Here is a 3,858-nt window from a genome sequence, read left to right as displayed (position 1 = left end):
CGGGGGCGTACGGTGCGCCGCCCTCCGCCCGGCGGGCGAGCCACCGGCGCAGCGGCGGCCGCACGGCCTCGCCGACGAGCAGCGCCAGCGTCAGGTACAGCAGCGCGGCCAGCCAGAGATAGCCGGGCCAGGCCAGGACCCGCTGGAGCCAGAAGGGCGCGCCCGCGCGGCCCGACACCATGGCGCCGAGGCTGAGCAGCGGCAGCACGTACACGGCGACGGTGCCGGCCCGACGCCACGGGCTGCCGGGCGCCGTGGTGTCACCGACGAGCCGGCGCCACACGTAGCGGTGCACGGCCACGAGCAGCGCGAGGACCACGACCACCATCAGAACGATCCCCACGACCCGCACGCCTGCTCCCCTGTTCCGTTCGTCCGTGTTCCGACCGGTTCAGCCCCGTATCGGGACCGGTGTTTTCAAGCCTTTTCGGCGCGCAGGGCCCTGACGCCCCGGAACCCGATCCAGCCCACGGCCGTCCCCAGGAGAAAGGACGTGATGGCGAGCAGCAGATGCACCCAGAAGTACGCGGTCGGGTCACCGGCGTCGTCGAAGGCGAGGCCGCTGCCGTCCTTCCACAGGTTTTTGACGAAGGTGACCCAGATGATCCACGACCACGCCCCGAAGGCGAGCAGGAACCAGGAGACGGGGCGGCTGAGCTTCATGGACCCAGTATCGCCGCCCCGTTCCGGGCGGTTCGGGCGGGGTGGTCCGTCCCGGCGACCCGTGCGGCGGGTTGGGCCGTCAGTGCCGATATTCATATCAACTGCATGTACGTTTTCGACCGTGCCAGCTCTCAAGAAGGCCGCGCTCGCGGTCACCTCTGCCGCTCTGCTGTCCGCTTTCGTCGTGACGCCCGCCTCGGCGGACGACGACGACGCGCCCAAGCCCCCGTCGAGCATGTCGCAGATCGGCGGCGCCCAGCTGGGACGGGCCGGCACCCAGGTCAACCTCGGCCCCGGCGCCCCGGTGCTGCCGAAGGACCTGACGGGCCGCTCGTGGCTGGTCTCGGACGCGGAGAGCGGCCAGGTGCTGGCCGCGCACAACGCGCACTGGCGGCTGCCCCCGGCCTCCACGCTGAAGATGCTCTTCGCGGACACCCTGCTGGCGGACCCGGCGCTCCTGCCGAAGACGCGGGAGTACACGGTCAAGGACGAGGACCTGGCCGGCATGGGCGAGGGCAGCAGCCTGGTGGGGATCAAGGAGGACCACAGCTACACGGTCCACGACCTGTGGCTCGGGGTCTTCCTGCGCTCGGGGAACGACGCGGTGCACGTGCTGTCGGCGATGTACGGCGGCATCCCGAAGACCGTCCAGGCCATGCAGGCCCGCGCCGAGGAGCTCCAGGCGCTGGACACCCAGGTGGTGTCCCCGGACGGCTACGACGCGCCCGGCCAGGTCTCCAGCGCCTACGACCTCTCGCTGTTCGCCCGCGACGGACTCCAGAACGCGGACTTCCGGGAGTACTGCGCCACGGCCACCGCCCAGTTCCCCGGTGAGAAGAAGAAGGGGAAGAAGCGGGAGACCTTCGGCATCCAGAACACCAACCGGCTGCTCACCGGGGCCGACGGCGTCACCCCGTACCGGGGCATCGCGGGCGTCAAGAACGGCTACACGACGCACGCCGGCAACACCTTCACCGGCGTCGCCGAGCGCGACGGCCGGGTCCTCCTGGTCACCGTCATGAACCCGTCGTCCGACGAGACGCACGCGGTCTACAAGGAGGCGGCCCGGCTGCTGGACTGGGGGTTCGCCGCGAGCGGCAAGGTGTCCCCGGTGGGCGAGCTGGTCCCGCCGAAGTCCGCGGTCGTGGGCTCCGGCAGCGACACCGCGGAGGGCGGCAAGGGCGCGGCGGCGGACACCCGGGCCGGGAGCAAGGGCGAGCACGGCCCCGACCGGGCGGCACGGGCCGCGGCCACCACCGAGGGCTCCAGCGGCGTGGGCATCGCGCTGGGCATCGTCGGCGGGGTGCTGATCCTGCTGGCCGGCGGGGTCTTCCTGGTCAACCGGCGCTGGCCGCTGCCGGACCTGATGCGCCGCCGTCCTCGCCCGTGACGCGCCGGGCGGCGAGCGTGGAACCCCCCTTTTCTTCCTCCTCCTCCGCGATCGCCGCCGGATCGTCCTCCTTGGCGGGCGTCGCCGTCCAGGCGGCACAGAACAGCAGCAGCTTCGCCGTGAAGTTGATCCACAGCAGCAGGGCGATCGGCACCCCGAAGGCGCCGTACATGCTCTTGGACGCGACGCCCTTCATGTAGCTGCCGAGCAGCAGCTTGAGCAGTTCGAATCCGACCGCCCCGAGCAGCGCCGCCACCATCAGGCGGCGGCGCGGCGGTTCGACGCCGGGCAGCAGGGTCAGCAGGTAGAGCAGCAGCAGGAAGTCGGCGGCCACCCCCACCAGCAGGGCCGCGATCCGCAGCAGCACCCCGCCCGCGCCGTTCTCCGGGATGTGCAGCGCGGCGGCCACCCAGCCCACCGCCACCGAGCCGACCGAGGAGATGGCGAGGGTCACCAGGGCCGCGCCGCCCAGGCCGAGCAGCAGCCCGGCGTCCTTGAGCTTGCGGACGACCGGATTGCCCTCGTCGGCGTCGTCCCGCTCCCAGACCGCGCGCAGGCAGTCCCGCAGTGAGCCGACCCAGCCGATGCCGGTGAACAGGAGCAGCGCGCCGGCCACCAGACCGACCGTGCCCGCGTGGGCGACGAGGTTGTCGATGCCGAGCTGGTCGGAGATGCCCGGCACCTGGTCGGCGATCTTCTTCTCGATGCTGTTCAGCTGCTTGTCGCTGAGCAGCGCCGCCCCGATCGCCGCGCCGACCGCGATCAGCGGGAAGAGGGCGAGGAAGCTGGTGAACGTGATCGCGGCGGCGAGCCTGGTCCAGTGGACCCGCGTCAGCGTCTCGTAGGAGCGCCACGCGTGCGTCAGCATCAGCCGGGAGACGAGTGGCCCGATGCCGGGGAGTTTCTTCAGCCAGTCCATGTATCACGACTACCCTTCCGGCCCGCCAAAACCGAAACCCGGTACGGGGTGGAGGACCTGACGGCGCCTCAATCACCCATTTCGGTGAGGTCTGTAACAAATCCCTCAAAGGTGTTATCCCGGGCGATACGGTCACCCCCATGTCTGTCGACACCGTGTCCCTGACCGGCTGGGGCCGCACCGCCCCGACGACCGCCGTCCGGTTCCGCCCGCGCAGCTACGAGGAGGCCGCGGCGACGGTCCTGGGGTGCGGGCCGCGCGGTTCGATCGCCCGCGGGCTGGGCCGGACGCACGGCGACGCGGCGCAGAACGCCGGGGGTTCGGTGCTCGACATGACCGCGCTGGACCGGGTCCGGACGATCGACGCGGCCGCCGGTCTGGTGGTGTGCGACGCGGGCACGACCCTGGACCGGCTGCGCGAGGTGATGCTGCCACTGGGCTGGTTCCTCCCGGTGGTGCCCGGCGGCCGGTACGTCACGGTGGGCGGCGCGATCGGCTCCGACGCCCACGGCGACAACCACCGCGCGGCCGGCTCCTTCACCCGCCACGTCACGGAGTTCACCCTGCTCACCGCGGACGGCGAGCTGCGTACGGTACGCCCCGGCAGCACGCTGTTCGACGCGACGGCGGGCGGGCTGGGCCTGACCGGGGTCGTCCTCGCGGCGACGCTCCGCCTCCGCCCCGTCTCCACGGCCCTGATGACGGTGGACACCGAGCGGGCGGCGGACCTCGACGACCTGCTGGCCCGGATGGCGCGCGGCGGCCACCACCCCTACGAGTACGCCCGGCTCGACCTGACCGCCCGGGGCCGCGCCACCGGCCGGGGCGTCCTGGTCCGGGCGGACCACGTCCCGCTGGACGCGCTCCCGGCGTCCGCCCGGCGCAC

4 protein-coding genes and 1 pseudogene are annotated in these 3,858 nt (G+C 72.4%); 2 read left to right on the top strand and 3 right to left on the bottom strand.

The window, feature by feature from the left end; all coding sequences use genetic code 11:
• Both MHW47_RS33250 and MHW47_RS33245 read right to left on the bottom strand, forming a co-directional pair.
• Positions 1-352: pseudogene (locus MHW47_RS33250) on the bottom strand (metallophosphoesterase); the annotation flags it as partial.
• Positions 353-417: 65 nt separating this feature from the next.
• The gene (locus MHW47_RS33245; RefSeq protein ID WP_239227572.1) at positions 418-663 is read right to left on the bottom strand and encodes an SCO4848 family membrane protein; all 246 of its coding nucleotides are present in this window, start codon (positions 661-663) and stop codon (positions 418-420) included.
• Positions 664-784: 121 nt separating this feature from the next.
• On the opposite strand from MHW47_RS33245, the gene MHW47_RS33240 reads away from it, so the two are divergent.
• A complete protein-coding gene (locus MHW47_RS33240; RefSeq protein ID WP_239227571.1) occupies positions 785-2,053 on the top strand; it encodes a D-alanyl-D-alanine carboxypeptidase family protein in 1,269 nt (422 codons plus the stop codon).
• On the opposite strand, the gene MHW47_RS33235 is transcribed toward MHW47_RS33240, so the two are convergent.
• Positions 2,001-2,972, bottom strand: a complete 972-nt coding sequence (locus MHW47_RS33235; RefSeq protein WP_239227570.1) for a YihY/virulence factor BrkB family protein — start codon at positions 2,970-2,972, stop codon at positions 2,001-2,003. The genes MHW47_RS33240 and MHW47_RS33235 overlap by 53 nt on opposite strands.
• Before the next feature lie 140 nt (positions 2,973-3,112).
• Here MHW47_RS33235 and MHW47_RS33230 point away from each other — a divergent pair.
• Positions 3,113-3,858, top strand: a 746-nt coding sequence (locus tag MHW47_RS33230) for an FAD-binding oxidoreductase (RefSeq protein WP_239227569.1), incomplete at its 3' end; no start/stop codon positions are given.

The organism is Streptomyces sp. OfavH-34-F (assembly GCF_022347745.1).
Taxonomy (GTDB): domain Bacteria; phylum Actinomycetota; class Actinomycetes; order Streptomycetales; family Streptomycetaceae; genus Streptomyces.
The sequence above is the reverse complement of the archived record's forward strand: the minus strand, read 5'-3'. Positions and strand labels throughout refer to the sequence as shown.

Excerpts from the sequence above, each read along its gene's own strand:
- MHW47_RS33245 (WP_239227572.1), bottom strand. The coding sequence starts at position 663 with ATGAAGCTCAGCCGCCCCGTCTCCTGGTTCCTGCTCGCCTTCGGGGCG.
- MHW47_RS33235 (WP_239227570.1), bottom strand. The coding sequence starts at position 2,972 with ATGGACTGGCTGAAGAAACTCCCCGGCATCGGGCCACTCGTCTCCCGG.